16 protein-coding genes and 1 pseudogene are annotated in these 16,147 nt (G+C 45.2%); 3 read left to right on the plus strand and 14 right to left on the minus strand.

The window, feature by feature from the left end; translation table 11 throughout:
- The first annotated feature begins 53 nt into the window (after positions 1 to 53).
- The gene (locus PAEVO_RS08715) at positions 54 to 614 is read left to right on the plus strand and encodes a TetR/AcrR family transcriptional regulator (RefSeq protein ID WP_100537194.1); all 561 of its coding nucleotides are present in this window, start codon (positions 54 to 56) and stop codon (positions 612 to 614) included.
- A 145-nt stretch (positions 615 to 759) separates the two neighbouring features.
- Here the strand turns inward: PAEVO_RS08715 and PAEVO_RS08720 are convergent, their stop codons facing one another.
- From PAEVO_RS08720 to PAEVO_RS08775, 10 genes are all read right to left on the minus strand, one after another.
- Positions 760 to 1,491, minus strand: coding sequence for a GNAT family N-acetyltransferase (locus tag PAEVO_RS08720; RefSeq protein ID WP_100537195.1), 732 nt, complete (start codon positions 1,489 to 1,491; stop codon positions 760 to 762).
- Positions 1,492 to 1,776: 285 nt separating this feature from the next.
- On the minus strand, positions 1,777 to 2,778 hold the full coding sequence (locus PAEVO_RS08725) for an NADP-dependent oxidoreductase (RefSeq protein ID WP_100537196.1): 1,002 nt from the start codon (positions 2,776 to 2,778) through the stop codon (positions 1,777 to 1,779).
- Between the two features lie 96 nt (positions 2,779 to 2,874).
- Positions 2,875 to 3,198, minus strand: a complete 324-nt coding sequence (locus PAEVO_RS08730) for an ArsR/SmtB family transcription factor (RefSeq protein WP_100537197.1) — start codon at positions 3,196 to 3,198, stop codon at positions 2,875 to 2,877.
- A gap of 522 nt (positions 3,199 to 3,720) precedes the next feature.
- Positions 3,721 to 4,545 carry a sugar phosphate isomerase/epimerase family protein gene (locus tag PAEVO_RS08735; RefSeq protein WP_100537198.1) on the minus strand — a complete coding sequence of 275 codons (825 nt, stop codon included), beginning with the start codon at positions 4,543 to 4,545 and terminating at the stop codon, positions 3,721 to 3,723.
- 279 nt (positions 4,546 to 4,824) lie between these two features.
- Positions 4,825 to 5,400, minus strand: coding sequence for a dihydrofolate reductase family protein (locus tag PAEVO_RS08740; protein ID WP_100537199.1), 576 nt, complete (start codon positions 5,398 to 5,400; stop codon positions 4,825 to 4,827).
- Positions 5,401 to 6,227: 827 nt separating this feature from the next.
- Positions 6,228 to 6,896, minus strand: a complete 669-nt coding sequence (locus PAEVO_RS08755; RefSeq protein WP_100537200.1) for a Type 1 glutamine amidotransferase-like domain-containing protein — start codon at positions 6,894 to 6,896, stop codon at positions 6,228 to 6,230.
- A 244-nt stretch (positions 6,897 to 7,140) separates the two neighbouring features.
- Positions 7,141 to 7,512 (minus strand): hypothetical protein, encoded by a 372-nt coding sequence (locus PAEVO_RS08760; protein WP_243390688.1) that lies wholly within the window; start codon positions 7,510 to 7,512, stop codon positions 7,141 to 7,143.
- A gap of 359 nt (positions 7,513 to 7,871) precedes the next feature.
- The gene (locus tag PAEVO_RS08765; protein WP_100537201.1) at positions 7,872 to 8,345 is read right to left on the minus strand and encodes an HIT family protein; all 474 of its coding nucleotides are present in this window, start codon (positions 8,343 to 8,345) and stop codon (positions 7,872 to 7,874) included.
- A 64-nt stretch (positions 8,346 to 8,409) separates the two neighbouring features.
- A complete protein-coding gene (locus PAEVO_RS08770) occupies positions 8,410 to 8,673 on the minus strand; it encodes an NUDIX hydrolase (RefSeq protein ID WP_100537202.1) in 264 nt (87 codons plus the stop codon).
- 102 nt (positions 8,674 to 8,775) lie between these two features.
- A complete protein-coding gene (locus PAEVO_RS08775; protein WP_100537203.1) occupies positions 8,776 to 9,366 on the minus strand; it encodes a TetR/AcrR family transcriptional regulator in 591 nt (196 codons plus the stop codon).
- A 190-nt stretch (positions 9,367 to 9,556) separates the two neighbouring features.
- Between PAEVO_RS08775 and PAEVO_RS08780 the strand changes: the two are divergent.
- Both PAEVO_RS08780 and PAEVO_RS08785 read left to right on the plus strand, forming a co-directional pair.
- A pseudogene (locus PAEVO_RS08780) lies at positions 9,557 to 9,789 on the plus strand (nitroreductase family protein); the annotation flags it as partial.
- Between the two features lie 181 nt (positions 9,790 to 9,970).
- Positions 9,971 to 11,143, plus strand: a complete 1,173-nt coding sequence (locus PAEVO_RS08785; protein ID WP_100537204.1) for an MFS transporter — start codon at positions 9,971 to 9,973, stop codon at positions 11,141 to 11,143.
- A 1,048-nt stretch (positions 11,144 to 12,191) separates the two neighbouring features.
- Here the strand turns inward: PAEVO_RS08785 and rarD are convergent.
- The 4 genes from rarD to PAEVO_RS08805 all read right to left on the minus strand — a co-directional run bounded on the left by rarD (position 12,192) and on the right by PAEVO_RS08805 (position 16,145).
- Entirely contained in the window at positions 12,192 to 13,070 is an 879-nt protein-coding gene (gene rarD / locus PAEVO_RS08790; RefSeq protein ID WP_100537205.1) for an EamA family transporter RarD, read from the minus strand.
- A 272-nt stretch (positions 13,071 to 13,342) separates the two neighbouring features.
- Positions 13,343 to 14,212 (minus strand): SDR family NAD(P)-dependent oxidoreductase, encoded by an 870-nt coding sequence (locus PAEVO_RS08795; protein WP_100537206.1) that lies wholly within the window; start codon positions 14,210 to 14,212, stop codon positions 13,343 to 13,345.
- 45 nt (positions 14,213 to 14,257) lie between these two features.
- Positions 14,258 to 15,208 (minus strand): NADP-dependent oxidoreductase, encoded by a 951-nt coding sequence (locus tag PAEVO_RS08800; protein ID WP_100537207.1) that lies wholly within the window; start codon positions 15,206 to 15,208, stop codon positions 14,258 to 14,260.
- A 178-nt stretch (positions 15,209 to 15,386) separates the two neighbouring features.
- Positions 15,387 to 16,145, minus strand: coding sequence for an SDR family oxidoreductase (locus PAEVO_RS08805; RefSeq protein WP_100537208.1), 759 nt, complete (start codon positions 16,143 to 16,145; stop codon positions 15,387 to 15,389).
- Positions 16,146 to 16,147 lie beyond the last annotated feature (2 nt).

Genomic DNA, 16,147 nt, shown 5'->3' on the forward strand with positions numbered 1-16,147 from the left:
CAGTTTTTTATGATTTGTCGGATAATATTCTTATTCGCTAGTAGGAGGGAAACATGAAAAAGCAACCCCAAATAACGGAGAAAACAAGACAAAAGTTTGTAGAAGTTTTTTGTGAGTTATATAGCCAAAAGCCGATTGAGAAAATTTCGGTTCAGGAAATTGCGAATAAGTCAGGATATAACCGCAGCACCTTTTATCAATACTTTACTGACATTTACGAATTGTTAGACTCTGTTGAAAATGACTTGTTAAATGAAATGAAGATAGAGTTGGCGAATAAAGAACTATCGATGCATACGTTTCAAGATACGCTCTATTGTCTGGACAAAAGAGAACATCTCCTGGTTCTTAATGCCCTTTTGGGTGATTATGGAAGTGCCCGTTTTTTAAAACGCTTAAAAAAAGAAATCACTTTGGAACAATTAGAATTAAACGTTCTGCAAAACCATTCCTTAACGCCATACTTCATTGAGTTTTACCTGACAACTTCCCTTTCTTTATTTCGCCTTTGGCTCCAGCGTCAAAAGGATTTATCGTCAGAAGAGTTTTTCAAGTTAGTGGAAAACCTATATTCAAGAGGGATTACGCCCTATTTTAAAGACAGGCTGACCTAACCTACTCTTAAGGGTCCGTATTCTGAAATTGCATGGAAACATAGTTAGATACTTATCTAATCGGTAATCGGCTCAAGTCCTTGTCCTTGACTCGGGACAAGAACTTGTACCGATAAAACAAAAAAGCCGCTAAAATAGCGACTTTCTATGGGACCATGTTCTTGTCCCTCGACATAAATACCCACATTTTTGATACATCTCGGTAACCCATTTTTAGATATAAAGGATGTCCCGTTTGACTAGAAATAAGTACACTCTGGACGGCGCCTTCCTGCTTGGCGTCGATAAGCATTTTTTGGCAAAGAGTTTTTGCCATTCCTTTACCCCTGTGTACTTTTGACGTAAAAACATTATTCAAAAATACGGTTTGATCTACTCGTGCATAACTTCCATGAGATACAGGATACCCGTTTTCCTCAGCAATGTAAAAATGCAGATTGGGATCATTTAATTTCTCAGGCTCGATAACAGTCTTATTAAAAAAATGATTAATGCTTTGAGCTTCTTCCTCAGTTTTGACACGCTTGATGATCTTGGTATCTGTTTCAAAAGACCCGCTTTCTAGATTTAAAATCATAAGAAATTCTTTGCTTTTAATGGTATACCCTTTCGTTTCATATTCATCCAGTTCTTCATCTGAAAACACAGTAATCCAATAGTCCTTTTTAATGTCAAGTTTATTTATGGTATAGAAAACGTGGGCTGGATTTGAATTATAAACGATAAACTCGTCTGTTCTTCCATCCACATTTGCACCAAAAGCAAGATGTTTTATAGAATCGTAATCATATATTTGGGATGCAGGTTGACGACTACAATAAAATTCACCTCGAACAAAATAATCAATGGCTTTTATTAACTCCGATTCTTCCCTCATTGAATAGTCCTCCAATTTACTTTGTATACAAATTTCTTATAGGCATCATTATAGAGGTGGCATCCAATGATTGAAATATAAAATACAATTAATAACCGTATGATGCATAAAACCGACTCATGAGCAGTCCTGCCCGTTAGCTTAACAAAGATAGCCGATCACAATGACCGGCTGCCTTCTTGTCTTTCCAGAGATCAATCTAGAACACTCTTTTCACTAATACCTGCATTTTCTCGAATCATAGATGGTTAAAATGTTCGCATACATAGCCAATATGCATAGGAGTTACTTTATTTTAATGACCACCTTTCCTTTGGCACTTCCGCCTTGCAGGTACGAGAATGCTTGCGCAGTCTCTTCCAAATGATACACCTTATCAATAACGGGTTTAATGTGGCCTCCTTCAATGAAATCTTTTAAAACCTTCAATTGTGTTCCACTCGATTTCATAAAAAGGAAATGATATCTTGCATGGTACTTCTTCTCTAGCGCTGTGATCTCACGGCTCACGATAGACAAAATGGCCGTTTTCATCCAACCCAATTTTGTTTCTTTTCCAAATCTTGCGTTTGGCAATCCAGAGATGGATACGATTTGTCCACCTGGCTTCAGGACACGGAACGATTTTTCTAAAGCCGCTCCTCCTAGCGTATCAAAAACAGCGTCATATCCAGAAAGCATTTGTTCAAAGTTTTCTTTTTTATAATTAATGATCAGATCGGCGCCCATTGATTTGACCAACTCATACCCTTTATCGCTTGCTGTTGTTGCAACAAAAGCTCCCATCAATTTGGCCAGTTGAATGGCGAACGTCCCCACGCCTCCTGAACCTGCGTGAATCAGAATTTGTTGGCCCTTCTGGAGATGTAAAATATCGGTAAATGCTTGGTAAGTCGTAAGTCCGACCAGTGGAATAGATGCAGCCTCTTCAAAGTTTAAATTCTGCGGCTTTAACCATATATCATCCTCATGTACAGCAATGTATTCCGCCAATGTGCCGATACGGCTCTTGCGTGGTCTGCCATAAACTTCATCACCAGGCTTAAATGCACTCACCCGTTCGCCAACCTTAACTATAACGCCGGAGAAATCATTGCCTAAAATTAGAGGGAACTTGTAACTCAACAGGAGTTTTACTTTCCCTTCCTTAATTTTATAGTCGATAGGATTTAAGCTTGCTGCATGAATTTCCACTAACGCATCATGTTCTCCGACATAAGGCACTGGTTGTTCTGTCATAACTAAGGGAACATTTTTCCCGTATTTCTCAATGGTTATAGCCTTCATGTAATATCACTCCTATTATGATTATTGGTTTAAACAAATGGACCAATATGACAAAAATGATCTGCTCTACAGTATTCCACGTAAGTCTTTGGGGAATCACTGAGGCCAAGTGCACTCTGCTTCAATGGCAGTAATCAAGGTTTTGAGTTGTTCGAGCGGTTTGCGGACAGTCAATACATAATAATTTTCTACGCCCTTTTTCTCGGATTGAATAAAACCAGACTGTTTCAGCACCTTCAGATGATGGGAGACCGCCGGTCTAGATAAATTGATGTGACCTGATATCGCATTTACATTTAGTCCCGATTTGTTCTGTGCCAGCACCATAATTATAGCTTGACGGTTCTCATCGGTCAGCACATCCAACAGCGGGATGGACTCTTTGAATTGTTGAAGAACTTGCTCGGTTCGCTGGTTCATTCGATCGGCCCTTTCCGTTCATTCGTTTAATCACTTAAACATAATTATAGCTATATGCTTGATACAATCAAGAGTAAGATTGACTGTCCTCTATAAGCAGCCAGTCCCACTGTCCACAATATCCTTATTAATTTCTGGATATAGTTTAATAGAAATGTAACTCTTAAATAGGGATCCTCTTGACTCCAATTTGGTGAGACAAAGTCAATAATGAACCCCTAAATTGGGCTGTCTCTTCTCCGAATTGGATTTCTGGAGAGAGAATCTTTGAACGTCTAAGGATATTATTCCGATTCTTACTTACACAAAACTGATACGCTATATAAAATCCTTCCTGTTTGATATTCGCCTTACTTACTTCCACCCTATGGGACCATGTTTTAACGCCATTGAGCAGCTGATCAAAGCTCTATCGAAAATATCCGCCTCCACGCCAGCAAATATGAAGAGGCTGCCGCATGCTTTGGAAGCAATGCGGCAGCCTTGCATTTTTTTCTTTAGTGCAGTCATGTCTAATGTCTGTCAGGTGGCTTTCACGGATTGGATTCGTTCGAAGTTCTCGCGGTATTGTTCTACCATCCAGTTGCATACCTGCCACAAATCCGTAACCGGCTGATTGGTAAAAGGCAGCGTATGAAGATATCCCGGGGGACCGTATTCCGGAGTAAAGGTCAACTCTGTAGCATCAGCAAGCTGTCTCGCTTCGGCGATTCGCTGCCACCAGTCAAAATGCCGCGCGACTTCATGCGCGTACTCGGGTGCCCGCGGGTCCGGGACCTGCGGTCCTTGCGCATATCCGACACGCCCATGGATATGTACGCTGCGGGCGATCGCCAGATCCAATTCGCTCTCCAAATGTTCCAACGTGGATTCGGTAACGCAGCACCAGTGGCTAAAGTCGGCCGTCAGCCCGAGCCCTGGGACAGCATTCAGCACTTTCCCCGTATCCCAAGGATTAAATAATGCTCTTCCCCGGTGGGTTTCATGGCCTACCTGGACTCCCATCTGCTGCTCAAGCTGTACGGCTCGCCGGAAATAATCGATCTGCTCTTCAAGAGTAAGATAGTCCTTCAGGGAATGGGCAGTGACATGGATTGGTTCAAATGACTTCGCCCGTTCCAATTGTGCTTCGAAAGAAGCAAAGTGGTCTGGCCCTTCGGTAAAAATCATCCCCACGTAATCAAGCCCATGGCTTGCGAGGAGTTCCTTAAACCGCTGTTCGTCTTCAGGTGCCGGCAGGGGCGCCTCAACGCCATCGTAGCCGACGGAAGCGATGCGCGCTATCTGCTCTTCCAATGTGCCCGTACCCTCCATGCCCCACAATGCCTTGATCAATTTTAGTTTCATCCTTTTCCACCTCTCCCGGTTGATTGGACCCCGCTTCTCCCATTATTTCCGATACTTCGCCGGTTGTCCATGGATCCAAAGGAATGATTCGTGGATGGATTTGATATCTTTATATTTGCGGGCCGAATCCTTGAAGTCTTTTTATTATACAGTGCGCCTATTTACCACTGCTGTGGCAATGGATATCGAAAAAGGCTGCCGGCTTTTGGGTCGGCTGCCTTCAAATGTCTTCATTGAGCTATCATGTCCCGTTAGCATAATCTACTTCTGGAGACAAGGTCATCTAATTGTCTGGTAAACGAGGCCTATGGCTCCAGAAGCAAATGTCTTGTTTTCGATAAGTTTAAGATTGCTCTTCTCCTTGATACCTTGGAATAACGGCAACCCGCTGCCGATCAGGACGGGAGAAACCGTAATTTTATACTCATCTATTAAACCAAGCTGCATAAGGTAGTGTGCGAACCTAGGACTACCGAGGATGACCATATCCTTGCCTGGTTGCTGTTTGAGGTTCTTGATCTCTTCCTCGACATCTTCTTTCACCAGTCTGGAATTGTTCCATTCGACTTTCTCCAGCGTCGTGGAAAAAATGATTTTGGCTGTCTTTTCGATCCACTCGGCATGATTCCGTTCATGCTCCGAAGCTGATGGGTTCGAAGGCACAGATGGCCAGTAGCTGTGCATCATCTGATAAGTCCCACGTCCCCAAATAACAGTGTCGGCAGTACTCAGAATTTCTTTTGCGTGTTTCTCCAAATCAGCATCGTAGGAAACCCAGCCAATGTCCATTTCACCGTTCGGACCTTCTACAAAACCGTCAAGCGATGCGTGCAAAAATAGAACAAGCTTTCTCATTTTCAGTTCTCCTTTGTTCATAGGGATCTCTACATTAACTACATTATAGGACATTTCAGCTTGGTTGTTTCTTATGGATTGCTAATCACAAATGGAGTATTTTACTAATCCAGAAAAAAAATTCTTTCTTTATATTCTACTAAACTGCCCGTTAGCTTAATTAACCTGATTTTGTAGTACTTATAAGCGCTAAGCTCGAAAATTGGAATGGTCATTCGTCTACTCGGATGTGTATCGGTTACGAATAAGGCTCTACAGTTGTCTTCACGGCTGGCCAGATACTTCTTAAGTACACTTTGCACTCTGTCGTGAAATAAACCTCTCTCTGCTTTAACCCTAGCCATTAACAATTGCGGAGAAGTTTTCCCAGTTAAGATTCTCGATATTTATCTTTTCTACTTCTCCAACCCGGCAGCCCGTACTGTAGAGAAACTTAGTAGCGCCCTTTCCCTCAGTGATTGAAATCGATCTTTAAGTGAAATACATCTTCATCGATTATAAACTGAGGGAACGAATAAACCGAATCCGACTGGCTTCAACCGATTAGATTGCTTCGCTAAGTGCTCCTTCTGCAGAGTCAAAGTTATCTCGGTTATATCCAGGTCACCGAGTTCCTTCATCAGCATTTATGCTGGAGGGCGTGTGCTTTCCATGTTTTCGGACTAAATCCTTGGATACGTTTATCATTCTCATACAATCGCCATAACTCACTTAAAATCATAACAAAACCTCCTATTAGAACTATTAAATCTAGTTTGCTTCTAATAGAAGGTTTTAATCTTTCTGATTTGAACTAGTGTTTCCCATTAGCTCCACAGCGGAGTATATCAGGGCGAAAAATGTTTCCAATTCCCTTCGGAGACAACTTCGACCGCTCCGTCGATCACTTTGATGGCGGTCTGATCATCAATCGCATACGTCTGCCCTTGCATCCCAGCGGCCCATCTCTCTGCATCAGCCATGGTGTTTCTCGGCAGCATCTCGTGGTCAAGATGCGGAAATATTGCAAAATCAACCAGATTCAGCGTTTCATCGCTACCGGTGGGTGGAGTCCAGCCAACGAAGAATTCCCCGATGTTAGGTGCCATCACCATACTCCCGGCGCTCAGTCCCACATAAACCGCCTGCAGAGACGGCAAGAGGTCTGCCAGTCCGGACTGCCGCATCCAGTGGCACAGGTAGAGGGCGTCGCCGCCCGCAACCAACAGGACGTCCGTCTCCTGGACTAGCGGCACCCAGCGGTTTTTGTCGATGCTTGGCAGCGCTGTGAGCTCCAGCACGCCGACGGACTTCCAGCCCAGGTCGACCATGGGATTCTCGGAATTCCCGCTTATGAACTGCCAGGCTTTGACGCCGGGGCCTACCCAGGGGTGTCCGTACATCGCGGTGGGGATGCAGAGGGCGTTGGAGTCTGCGATCGGCTTACCCAGCATATCAACTAGCGAGTCGTGAATGCTTTTGTTATTAATGCCTGCAGATGTGAGCAATAATTTCATAACTTCACTCCTTTGTGTGCGTCTGTCGTTTATTCTTTTAGACTTTAGAGGGGCCTACATAAACTACAATATAGTACATTTCCGTTCGGATTGTTTCTTACAGATTGCTAATCTAATCGGTAATCGGAACATTTTCTTGTCCTTGTCCATTTCGGCAATCGGTCCAAAGTTCTCGTCATAGTCTCCGACTTCTCTTCGATTCGTCCCAAGGATAAATATGACTATAGAGGCTCCTTTGATTTCTCTATCGGTCTTTTGTTTTTAAGTGAAAAGTTTCTTCTTTGTCATCCCATTTAATTTCTACTTTAATAGGCATAGTTTCGTTCGTTACTGCACAGCCTGAACAACTAGAAGGCATTTCTATTATTGCTCCTCTGTGGTTCCCCTCTTTAAGGACGCGTTCTCCATCATTAATGGTAATTTCTAAATTATTAAGTTCTTTGCCAGTTGCATTTTTATAACCAAAAATGAAATTTCCACTTTCCTTATCTCCATTAATGTTTGCTGTGTATTCGCCACTCCAACTATCACTCTCCCCAGTAAGCGAAATTGTTTTATTATTGCATCCGACCAAAGTTAAAATCATAATCAATATCAACACATATTTTTTTTTCATTATGTCCTCCTCTGTAATATTGTTCTAAACTGCCCGTTAGCTTAATAAGGTACGATCGCACCTGACCTTAGATAATCATCTATTCGGTAAAATATATAAGTTCTTGTCATTGAGCTAGGACAATACTTAAAACAAAAAAGACCGCAACTTATGCGGCTTTCAATGTCTATATGTTCTTGTCGTTCGACATTAACAAAGGCAGCCAATCTCGTAAACGGCTCCTTCTCTTGTCTTTTATTGAACTAACGTTTCCCGGTAGCTTAGTGAGAGAACCTTATTTATTTCCCAATCCTTTAGTAAGGGCCCACGTAATCTCAGGTTTATCTCCTACTATGGTTATCATTCGCTCCTCCAAGACCTTAAATGTTTTCTTTTATCCAAGAACGCAACTTATCAGCATAGAAAGAGCGTTCATCTGGATCGGTCTGAGAACCCTTTGTCAGATAAAGTTGATCATTCACATATCTAGGGTAAACATGGAGATGATAATGCCACACGTCTTGATTGCCAGCAGGCTCATTATGTTGCCGCGTAGAAATCCCATCACATCCATATGTACTTTTCATTGCAAACGCGGTAAGCTGAGCCGCGCGGTGAATTTCAACAGCGTAATCCGCAGGGAGTTCAAAGATGTTCTCGAAATGTTGATTAGGAACAACAAGAACATGTCCTTTATTGTTTGGCCACCATTTGCTCGCTATAAATGCCGTTACCTTTTCATTCTGATAGATGATTTCCTTTTGTTTTGTTCCCTGATTAGGTCCCTCGATACCCCAAACACGACAAAATGGACATTCGTATCCTTCGGGCTTATGTGTAAATGATGCTGTCATCTTTTACATTCAACTCCTTTCATCTTTCTCCAACCAGCTATTAGACGCAGGCAACATCTGTTCGTTAAGGGTATTCTGCCCGTTTGTTCAGCAACGAGAAACATTGTGTCCCTGTATTCGAATAGACACCAACTAAACTGCCAACAGAAACATCAATTCCGCTTTCCTCTTTGATTTCACGAATCAAACCATCTATCAGATTTTCTCCAACTTCCACTTGTCCACCAGGGTAAACCCAACCACCGTCACGAGTTTTTACTAAAAGTATATTTCCTTGCCCATCTTCTACAAATCCGCCTGTGGCTACGATATGCGTTGGAAATGGCATATGACGACCTCCTTATGCAGTAACGTTTGTATATTTATTCCACATCCTCCTCGCACTTCCTGCACGTTAGGTTAACAGGCTGCCGATGTAGACCTACAGGACCTATCCGAGCAGTTCTTTGGCTCCGTTCATCACTAAGGGCATAGTCTGTTTAACGAATGATTCCGCACTTATTAGACGCCCCTCATTGTTCCAAACGTAAGCCGCTCCATACATCCCCCAACTTAACATGATAGAAGCTGTATTTATTAAGAATTGCGCGTTTGGACTCGATAGCATCTTGTCTTTGTCTATAAAGGAAAGAAGTATCGTTTGAATTTTTTCCTTTATTTGAATTTCGAATACAGCTCCAAGCGATGTATACCTTCTTTTGCACATAGTGCTTAGACTATTGTGAAAATCACATACACCCAGAAAAATACTCTGAATGGTTTCTTCATTTAATACTTCGTGACCGCTTATTCTACGATTTATGATTGTCATAAAGGATTCCATTAGTCTGGCCTCTAGAATTTCGAATTTATCTACAAAGTGCGCATAAAAAGTCGCTCTGTTAACAGTAGCCCGCTCTGCAATATCCCTAACGGTTATCGATTCAAAGTCTTTTTCTTGAATTAATGAAGCAAACGCGTCTTGAAGGAGTCGCCGTGTACGTATCACACGAGGATCAGCATCATTCTTTTTAATTGTCATAGTTAAAATCCCCCCTAATAAAACGACATTATAGAGATGGTGTTGTCTATACAACGGTTTATGGTTATTGATGATTGCGTATCATTCGGTTGTTATCATAACATATAAATACAACAAGTGTTGTTCAAACAACTAATGTTGTATTGAAACAAAATGCAGAATACCACTTTTCCAAAAGGAGGAGAGAACCATGTCGGTTTCACAACCGTCACTAACGATGGAGCATCAACTTTTTTTGATGTTATCCAAGAACGTCGGTCGGTTCGTAGCTATGATCCCGAGACCAAGATTTCGCGGGAGGAATTGACCGAAATATTGCGGCAAGTCACACTGGCCCCTTCAGCCGCTAACCTGCAGCCGTGGCGGTTTCTCGTTATCGACTCGCCGGAGCTGAAGCAGAGGCTGCTTCCGATCGCATTCAATCTGAATAATGCTATGAATTAGCAGAAGCAGCAGAGGAGCCAGTCAACAAGCTGGGGGCTTCTTTGATTTGATGATTACAATTAACCAATATATGAGTATATGCTGATATACGCATAAATTTCGATTTATATTTCGATATCTTTGAAAACATAGTTATTTAAACACATCAGGAGAGTGAATTATGAAGAGCACATGGAAAGTTTACGTTCTAGCCTTGGTCAGCTTTTTAGTTGGAACATCCAATTACATCATTTCCGGGATATTGGACCGGATCGCAGAGACGATGGGAACAAGCGTTGCGGCAGCAGGCCAGCTCATTACAGTCTATTCCCTGGCCTATGCGGTCGGCACGCCTATTTTAATGGCGCTGACGGCCAAAATGGACCGGCGTAAGCTCCTACTTTATTCGCTGGGCCTCTTTATTGTCGCAAATCTGCTGACATTTATATTGTCCGGCTTAGGTCTCTTCATTGCCGCCAGAATCATTACGGCGTTAGGCGCCGGGGTGGTCACCGTTAACGCGCTCAGTATCGCCGCCAAAATCGCTCCGCCAGGCAAGCAAGCCAGCGCCATCGCCAATGTCACCATGGGCATTACCGCATCGCTCATCATCGGCGTCCCACTCGGCAGAATGGTAGCCTCGGCTTTTGGCTGGAAAGCGGTATTTCTGACCATCGCAATTGTCGGGGTCATTGCCATGCTTGTCATTGCTGCGGTTTTTCCACGTATGCAGGGCGACAAACCTGTCCCTTTGATCAATCAATTTGCTTTGTTAAAAAAACCACAGGTTTTGGTTGCTTTAGCGATTACTTTTTTCTGGTTGGGCGGATATTCCCTTGCCTATACTTACATCTCCCCTTTTCTGCTAGAGGTGACTCATTTAAATGAATCATTGATTAGCGCAGCTCTGTTCGTGTTCGGCATTGCCAGTTTGATGGGCTCCAAAGTCGGCGGATACAGCGCGGATAAACGAGGCATTATATTCACGCTCGTTTCAGGTATGGTGCTTCACGTCATTTCGTTGATTTTGCTATCCTTGGTCGGACAGTCGGTCATTGCCGTTTTCGCCATTCTGATCCTCTGGTCTTTTGCCGCCTGGTCATCCGCTCCGGCGCAGCAATTTAACCTGGTCAAGCTTGTTCCTGAATCCTCGGGTATCATGCTGAGCTTGAACAGTTCCATGATGCAGCTTGCCATGGCTGTCGGCGCAGGAATCGGAGGGCTGATCGTTAACCGTGTTTCTTTGGCATCCATTACCTGGTTCGGGGTACTCGGCGTACTCATCGCCATCATTGCCGTGTTTGTATTGTCCAGCATGGCATCACGGCATTCGGCGGTGCAGTCACCGAATTAATGGGTATGCTAAACATGGAATATTTGATAAAGGACTCTGCTCACTAAGTTGATTTTTCGGATCATATCCCTCCTTAACAAAAAAGCAGAACGCAAATGAACTGCACCCCAATTGTTGGACGCAACAATGCGGTGTGGTTTTTTGTAGTTTAGGTAAATGGGCTGAGGAAAAAATATATATAATCCTGTTCGGAATACCCCAAAAAACCCGAATACGTCGCTCCTCGAAAACTGCAGATATATGCATGCATCGTCATTACGGGTGATTATTCAATAGATGGTCCCATAGAAGAAATACTTGACCCGTCCCTCCGCTGCACCTTCTGTCTAGTCGTTTCAAGATTAGAGCCAAGAAAGTAGTTAAATGCTTATCTAATCAGTAATCGGACTATGTTCTTGTCCCCCCGATAGCTGTTACTCGTCGGATCTGTTTTGGTGTAGAACTGGTATAAAAAAATAATTGTTCTCACTCACAGCCGTAGTGATTTTAATTAATAATTATATATATACGTTCTATTACTAATAGCAAAAATAAAAACCCGTTGATGATGAAGTCAAACGGGTTTTAAAAATTCGAAGGGTTGGATCAAGACGAATATCAGGCTGAACTCCTATTCTTTGCGTTGGTGTTTTTTCTGGATAAAATATACCGATTCCACTTGTTTCTTCTTTTATCGGCTTTAAACCAACCCTTTTCTTAATCTATATAAATTATAGTTTTTACTAAGGTTGGCCGTGGTCGCGTAATTTTTAAATTACAATGTTCCCTTAATCAGCCTTCCTCCTCTTTGTTCCACTAATCTGCCCGTTAGCTTATCACCAGGCAGGACAAATGGTTACCAAACAACTTAATTTGTGAGCTCGCAAAAAGGAGCTGCTTTACGGCAGCTCCTCCAGTGTTTCTGTTGTCAACTTCCTTATTGAACTATCGTACCCGTTTGTTCAGCAACGTGCTCAGGTATGCCAGATAACACCACAAACGGAAAACGGCCATCTCCGCCCCATCGGACGGAAATGGCTGTTATGACGGTACCGGGGCGCCTTTGAAGTCAGCTCACCTTCGCGAGTTTCGTGCTGCGAACCGATGCCGTAGCGTATACGACGAGCGCTGTCCAGATGAGCGCGAAGCCGACGAGCAGAACCGGCGAGACCGATTCCTTGAACACGAATACGCTCAGTAGCAGCATGATCGTCGGGCCGATGTATTGTACGAAGCCGAGCGTAGACAGCGTCATCCGGGCAGCCGCCCGAGCAAAGAAGAGCAGCGGCAGCGCCGTTACTACGCCGGAAAGAAGCAGTTCGACGAACATGGACGGAGGCAGCGTCCATGCCGTCGTCTTTCCCGCGGCGGCCAAATAGATCCAGTAGCCGAGCGCGAGGGGCAGGACTACAGCCGTCTCCGACAGCAAGCCTACAGAAGCGTCTTGTACGATCTTCTTCTTCGCGAGGCCGTACAAGCCAAACGACACGGCTAGCGAGATCGCGATCCACGGGAACCGCCCGTAGTCGATGGCGATGATAAGCACCGCAGCGCCAGCGATGGCAATCGCGAGCCATTGGCCGCGGTTTGGCTTCTCACGAAGGAAGACGACCGCTAGCAGCACGTTCAGCAACGGGTTCAAATAATAGCCGAGACTTGTCTCGACGACATGGCCATTGTTGACCGCCCAGATGAAGATGAGCCAATTAGCTGCGATCAGCAGTCCGCTGGCGGCGAGCGACAGCAGGAGCGAGCGACTAGCCGCAATCCGCTTCATGTCACCCCAGCGGCGCTGGACGGCGACGAGAATCCCCATGAAGACAAACGACCAGACAACCCGATGTGATAGAATTTCGCCTGCCGGTACTTCGTCAAACAACTTCCAATAAAGCGGGAGGACCCCCCACATGATATACGCGATAATAGCGTTGACCAACCCATTGTTCATAATTAATTCTCCTCTTCTCACTCCGATGTCTGAACGAATTATACGCCTCGATCCTCTCGTAAGTAAAGAAAATAATTGGTACGCTGGCAGGCAGTTGGGCACATAACGAAAAGCTCAACCAGTAAAAACTGACTGAGCTTATAAATATAATGACTGCTCCGTATGATACCCAAAACGTGAACGCTTATTTCGATCGATTCAAAGCCTTCTTTCACTTCTTCCGCGATGTGACTACGAAGTAGATGGACTTGTAAGCAACAATCTTTTGGAACTCAGCCATTAACTTCAAAACTCCCGCCAAGAAATTCATGGCTATATATATAGGTGATTTTTTCCAGCACTCGTTGTGCATGTTCTGTAAATTTCACGTCCGTAATCCGATCTTTGAACAGAAACACGCCGGTCTCATTGCTGTGTTTGCCTAGGGCTCCCTCATATAATAGATTGGCTCCATGAGTAGGCGGAGAGGAAAAAAACTTCATAAACAGTTCAAACCCTGCGGTCAGTCCTGAATCTTTTCCTTTTCTTAGCGTATTGTTTATGCCCGGGTCAACGCTGCGGAGCTTGATGCCCTCCTTTGCAAGCTGCGGTGCGACGGCTTGGGTCCACAACGAAAGAGCCAGCTTTGATGTCGCATAGGGTCCATACATTTTGCGGAAAGTTTTGGGACGCTCCAATTTTTCGATCGAAAACTCCTTCGTAAATCTAAACACCTGCGACGAAGTGTTAATCACCGTTTTTAAGCGGCCGTTCTTCAACAGCTCCTTCAATTCCATCAGAGTAATAAAAGGAACAACCGTCAACAATTCATAATGCAATTCGCGGCCTTGTTTCGAATAGCGCAGCTCACTTAAGCCTCCTCCGGCGTTGTTAAACAAAATATCGATCCGTTGTTCCTTGCTTTTTATTTCGTCCAAAGCGTGTCTCAAGCTGCCATAATCGGTGAGATCCTTCACTTTATAAGCTCGGAGGCGTCCTTCCTTGAGATGATTTTGTAGGAATTTATCGTCTGCTGGAAAATCCGACCGGTTCAAAGTAACCACCTGCCAGTTCTCCGACAGCATTTTCCGGGTCAATGCCAACCCGATCCCGTTACTTGCGCCTGTAATCAGTGCAATATGTTCTCGTTGGTTCTTACTCAATGCATGTCCTCCTTCATTCAGAATTTCATCGGTTATATGTGCTCATCAGTCGGAGTCGGGCAGGAGGATCAGTTTGCCATGGGCGCCTCCGCTCTGGCTGATTTCGACAGCTGAACGCCATTCGTCGAGTTCGAAAGTCTTCGCGACCGGAATCGTGAACTTGCCGTCCGCTGCGTACCCGGCAAAGTCGCCGACAACGTCATACCGTGCGGTATGTAGTTCTCCATAGCTGGTGCGAACGCCAAGTTCAACGGCTGCGGCGAAATCGCTGACGGTTAGGACATGCTGGGGATGCCCGTTGACGATTTGGACCAGATCTTTCAATGAACCGCTGATTGGTGCAGCATCCAGGGCAAGATCAATCGGCTGCTTGGCCAGTTCGGTCACTCGTTCGACCATTCCATCACCGTACGAGGTCACCAACGCCCCCATTGCGTGGAGCTTGTCGGCGTAGGTGGGCCCAGCGGTTGCGATCACACTGGCACCGCGCATGAGGGCAATTTGAACGGCAGCGAACCCTACCGTGGTGCCGGATCCGTGCACGAGTACGGTCTGACCCGATTTCACCCCAAGAGTATCAATGCCACGGTAAGCCGTTTCGACTGCCATTGGCAACGCTGCAGCTTGAACAAAGTCGAGTCCGGCCGGCATGCGGAACCAGTAGTACATAATCGCTTGATCCGACGCACCGGCGCTCGATCCATTCATGAAATCTGCGCCACCCAGAACGGAATCGCCGATGGCAACATCGGTTACGCCCTCTCCGATTGCGTCTACAATACCAGCCACGTCCAGCCCGATTCCGCGAGGCAAGGGCAATTGAGCGGCAAAATGGCCTTGACACGTCACCCAGTCAACCGGATTTAAGCCGCAAGCGCGTACTCTCACGCGAATGCGTCCCGGCCCTGGCTCTGGGATCGCCACCTCATCTAAGCACAAGACATCCGTTGGTTCTCCGTATTCGTGGAACCGGATTGTCCGCATGGTATTCTCCATTGTGATCTCCCCTCCATTTTGCTCTGATAAAATCGCGTTCTCTGTGATTTCGAACGGTCTTCCAAGGAAAACAAAGAAATCCTAAACTATAAAGTTCACTAGAAGGCAAGGGGGTCATGAGGGGAACCTATGCCCCCTGCCCTCGCTTTAATAGTCAGGTGTGCTCGAACTGAGGAGCTTATATCTGGGAGCCGCCTCCATCGACAGGGAACTCAGCCCCGGTGGTATAGGTGGCCTCAAATGCTAGGAATGCAACAGCCTTGGCTACCTCAACTGGATCGCCTAATCGCAGCATTGGGATCTGCTGTCTCATCTGTGCCTTTGTCTGCTCGGCAGCTTCTTCCGGCATAGACTTTTCCATGATGCCTGTGTCAATAACGCCGGGACTGACTGCGTTGACGCGAATATTTCGAGGTAATAACTCGCGCGCCAGACCTCGAGTCATGGAGCGCAGCGCTGCCTTACTAGCTGCGTAAGCACTGAGCATTGGGAGACCCACTACGTTCACGATTGAGGTGGTAAGGACTACCCCGCTACCTGAGCCCAGCAACGGAGCGAGTTTCTGTACGGTAAAGTACGGCCCTTTGGCATTGATTGTAAGTATCTCGTCGTACTTTTCTTCGGTCATTGTCTCGAAAGGGACAAACCCCGTGACACCAGCGTTAACGAACAGGGCATCTATTGTTCCAAATTCAGCCTTCACTCGATCGGCTAATGCGGCGATATCCTTCAATGAGGCGGCATCGCTTAAGACCGCGATCGCGTGGCTTCCGAGTTGTTCACGAGCCGTATCCAGCGTCGCCTGAGTACGTCCAGTAATCAGAACGTGTGCGCCTTCATCCACTAGCAGCTTCGCCGTCGCAAGGCCGATTCCGCTGCTGCCTCCCGTGATCACGACCTTTTTGTCAGAGAATTTGCCCTTACTGAATGGTTCCATTT

The organism is Paenibacillus sp. GM2FR (genome assembly GCF_002803325.1).
GTDB lineage: Bacteria > Bacillota > Bacilli > Paenibacillales > Paenibacillaceae > Paenibacillus_AQ > Paenibacillus_AQ lautus.